Origin of the sequence: Thalassolituus sp. UBA2009 (genome assembly GCF_002335285.1) — a bacterium.
Classification (GTDB): domain Bacteria; phylum Pseudomonadota; class Gammaproteobacteria; order Pseudomonadales; family Oceanobacteraceae; genus Venatoribacter; species Venatoribacter alkanivorans.
Genome location: NZ_DDCJ01000094.1, coordinates 32633 through 36346 on the forward strand (window position 1 = coordinate 32633; position 3714 = coordinate 36346).

General features: G+C 56.2%; 4 protein-coding genes and 1 pseudogene. 3 read left to right on the forward strand and 2 right to left on the reverse strand.

Going from position 1 to position 3714, the window contains the following annotated elements:
* The 3 genes and pseudogenes from B3P58_RS11720 to B3P58_RS11730 form a co-directional block, all read left to right on the forward strand.
* Positions 1-369, forward strand: a pseudogene (locus tag B3P58_RS11720) (zinc carboxypeptidase); the annotation flags it as partial.
* Between the two features lie 145 nt (positions 370-514).
* Entirely contained in the window at positions 515-1225 is a 711-nt protein-coding gene (locus B3P58_RS11725; RefSeq protein WP_145468855.1) for a TorF family putative porin, read from the forward strand.
* A gap of 14 nt (positions 1226-1239) precedes the next feature.
* Positions 1240-2094 carry an alpha/beta fold hydrolase gene (locus B3P58_RS11730; protein ID WP_230332042.1) on the forward strand — a complete coding sequence of 285 codons (855 nt, stop codon included), beginning with the start codon at positions 1240-1242 and terminating at the stop codon, positions 2092-2094.
* Here B3P58_RS11730 and B3P58_RS11735 read toward each other — a convergent pair.
* Complete coding sequence (locus B3P58_RS11735; protein ID WP_230332041.1) at positions 2012-2551, reverse strand: hypothetical protein; 540 nt, start codon at positions 2549-2551, stop codon at positions 2012-2014. The genes B3P58_RS11730 and B3P58_RS11735 overlap by 83 nt on opposite strands.
* A gap of 161 nt (positions 2552-2712) precedes the next feature.
* Positions 2713-3714: DEAD/DEAH box helicase (locus B3P58_RS11740; protein ID WP_286717672.1), on the reverse strand; the 1002-nt coding region annotated here is incomplete at its 5' end.

Consider the following 3714-nt stretch of genomic DNA (forward strand, 5'->3'; position numbering starts at 1 on the left):
ATGTACCTGTTTGAGCCTCAGGCGCACAGTTACACCACCCATGGCGATCTGTGGGATTACCTGTATGACGACTACATGGCACAGCAACCTGATGGCCTTTATCTGCCGCTGACACTGGAAATGGGCTCCTGGCTGTGGGTGAAAAAAAATCCGCGCCACCTGTTCCGTTACCACAGCCTGTTTAATCCGATTCTGCCGCACCGGCATCAGCGTATTCTGCGCCGCCATTTCACTCTGATTGAGTTTTTAATGTCAGCAGTGCGCAGCATGCCCACCTGGGCACCTGACAACGCTGCCGATAAACAGCAGCTGTACCAGCGCGCCTGCGACCGCTGGTATCCATACAACCGTAGCGGCCCCAACCTCTGAAGCGGAACTTTCAGCCCCGGCGCTTGCCCGAAATAGCGCCCGGCCAGTATCACGCCAGCAAATACACCACAAACACATCACAGCGCCGCAGAAACATCGTATGATAGCGGCCTTTATCTGATCACTAACGGAAAGCGCTAGTCACATGTCTGTATTCCGCCCTCTGCTTACTGCCTCTGCCGCTCTGACGATGCTGGCAGCCACCACCGTCCATGCCGAACTGAACGCCAATCTGGGTCTGACTTCAGAATACGTTCGCGATGGTGTCAGTCAGACCGGTGGCAATGCAGCCCTGCAGGGCGGCCTGACCTTCCGCCATGACAGCGGTTTTTACACCGGCCTGTGGTCTTCTGGTCTGGACCGCAAAGGTGATCATGCCACCTACGAGCACGATGCCTTTGCTGGCCTGTATCTGCCGCTGAGTGATGGTATTGCGATGGATATTTCCGCGACCCGCTACACCTTTGCCGGCGACGCCAGCATTCAGGATCAGGCCTACAGTGAAGGAACGCTGCGCCTGCTGGTCGACGATGCCCTGACACTGGGCTGGCGCCACAGCGATTCTTATCTGGATTCAGGATTTGCCAAACGCAGTCTGGAACTGGGTTACACCATCCAGACCGATAGCTTTTCGATTGAGTTTTTTACCGCCCAGCACCGCTACCTGGAAATCAACGACGACTTTAATTTTGGCGGCGGACACAGTGATGATTACTGGCAATTCCGCGTCGGCGTTGAACGCAGCTACGGTCCGTACGACTACCGTCTGAGCATCGACCGCACCAATCTCAGTTCAGATTACGATGCCGGCACCACACTGCAGTTCAGTGTGCACCGCTATTTCAACTTCTGGTAACGGAATAACCTGATATGCGCATGGATGCTCAGCAGGACACTCAACAATCCCAGCCCGAATGGGTACTGATCCGCGGCCTGATCCGCAGCCGCTTTCACTGGGGTGCCTTTCCCGACCAGTTGCTCAGCCAATTACAACAGCAGCAACTGGCACCATCGGCATTACTGCTGCCGGAGCTGGCTGGTAATGGCGAGCGCTTCCGCGATAAAACCCCCTTCAGCATTCATAATATGATGCTCGACATCCGCCATCAGGTGCAGAAACTCAGTCCGGACAATACCCGTCCGCGGGTTCTTGTCGCCATTTCGATGGGCGCGATGATCGCCAGCGAATGGGCACGCTGCTATCCGCAGGAAGTCGCCCGCCTGCACCTGATTAATACCAGTTTCAGTAATTCTTCGACGCCCTGGCAGCGGATGAAAATCCGGCCATTATTAGGATTTCTGCGCAGTTTACGCAGTTCAGACAAGCTTGAAGCCGCCATTCTGAAGTGGACGCTGAATATGAAGGACAGCGAATGCCTGCTGCCGCTGTGGTGTGATTATGCCGCCGCTCATCCGCTGTCATTACGCAACGGCCTTGCCCAGTTACTGGCCGCCAGCCACTTCCACGGCCCGGCCAAGGCTCCCCTGCAGGATGCTTTTTTCTATAACAGTCTGGCCGACCGTCTGGTAGATGCAGCCTGTACACGCCGCATTGCCGAACGCTGGCAGAAAAATCTGCTCAGCCATCCCAGGGCGGGGCACGACCTGCCGATGGATGATCCGGATTGGTTAATTCAGCAGATCATTGCGAACGAGCAGACATCCATGGCACACAAAGATCCGTCTCAGCTTCCGCGCCCCGCTGTCGCTGACATAAACCACTGAACACGGGCGCAGTGATGTTCAGCAAAGCATCACTGCCCTGTAAATGAACATCGACCCCACGCGGGAACTGCACCTCGCCGTTATCGGCAACGCCTGATGGAAAACTCAGCACGTTGCGGTAGTACCCCAGAAGCTCCGCACCTTCGAACACCAGCAGGCTGAAAAACTGCTCGTAATCATCACCGCGCACCCGCTCAAGGCCAATCAGCGTGCGCTGATCCAGCCGGCCAAAGTAATAAAACGACATAACGTGATCGTTCGGGCTGTCATCGAGCAAGGCCGAGTTGCGGGTATAGAGATAACGCTCGACCCACTCAGGCGTTACCTGAACGGCCTGATTCGCGGTTTCAGCGCTGACCATTTCAGACGTGACCGCTTCAGCTGCAGTCGCCGGAGTAACCAGCAACTGCCAAAGCAGAAGTGCAAACAGCGTGGCAAAACGTGGCAGAAAGACCATCCTGCTTTCTGCGCCCCGCCGGGGGGAGGTGTTGCCCCGGCCTGACCGGGACAACAGAGTGAACGGCAACAGCATCCGCCAGAAACTCCTGTTCAATAACGGTTCAATCTACCCTTTGACAGCCATCCTGTTGCATCCGTCCGATGCCACAGTGCAACAGTTCAGGGCTGCGTCAGTTCCAGCTTGGTGCCCAGATATTTCTCCAGATCCGGCAGTACGAACGCATCATCTTCGGAAATAAAGCTGACCGACACCCCTTTTGCCCCGGCACGCCCGGTACGGCCGATACGGTGCACGTAATCTTCCGGGTCTTCCGGCAGGGTGTAGTTGATCACATGGCTGACGCCGTCAACGTGGATACCGCGACCGGCAACGTCCGTTGCCACCAGAATGCGGACGTGGCCGGAACGGAAACGTTCCAGTGTTCGGATACGTTTTTCCTGCGCAACTTCACCCGACAACAGCACCGCCACATGGCCGTTTTTGTTGAGTTTGTCACACAGATTACGGGTCAGGTCACGACGGTTGGCGAAGATAATACAACGCTCCGGTTTTTCGTCGGCCAGAACCCGTTCCAGTTGTTTGTATTTGTCACTCTCAGCAACCAGATAGCAGCGCTGCTCCACCCGATCGGTCGCGACCTGTTCAGGCTCAATCACCACTTCCAGCGGGTCCGTGGTCCACTGATCAATCAGGATGCGCACATCGTAGTTGAAGGTGGCGGAGTACAGCAGCGTCTGACGCTGATCTTTGGTGGGCGTGGCGCGGACAATGCGGCGCACATCCGGAATAAAGCCCATATCGAGCATACGGTCGGCTTCGTCCAGCACCAGCACTTCAACCTGATCGAGGAACACATCCTGACTGCGCATAAAGTCAATCAGACGGCCCGGCGTTGCCACCAGAACATCGACCACATGGTTACGCAGCTGTGCACGTTGCTTCTCGTAGTCCATACCACCAACGATGGTAACAACGTTCAGTCCGGTGTACTTCGCCAGACCTTCCGCGTCTTTACCGATCTGCATCACCAGTTCACGGGTCGGCGCAATCACCAGAGCACGGGGTTCGCTGGCAAAACGTTCTTCCGGCTTAACGGTGAGCAAGCGGTTGAGAATGGTGAGCAGAAAGGCTGCGGATTTACCGGTACCGGTCTGCGCCTG

Excerpts from the sequence above, each read along its gene's own strand:
- B3P58_RS11725 (WP_145468855.1), top strand. The coding sequence starts at position 515 with ATGTCTGTATTCCGCCCTCTGCTTACTGCCTCTGCCGCTCTGACGATG.
- B3P58_RS11730 (WP_230332042.1), top strand. The coding sequence starts at position 1,240 with ATGCGCATGGATGCTCAGCAGGACACTCAACAATCCCAGCCCGAATGG.
- B3P58_RS11735 (WP_230332041.1), bottom strand. The coding sequence starts at position 2,551 with ATGGTCTTTCTGCCACGTTTTGCCACGCTGTTTGCACTTCTGCTTTGG.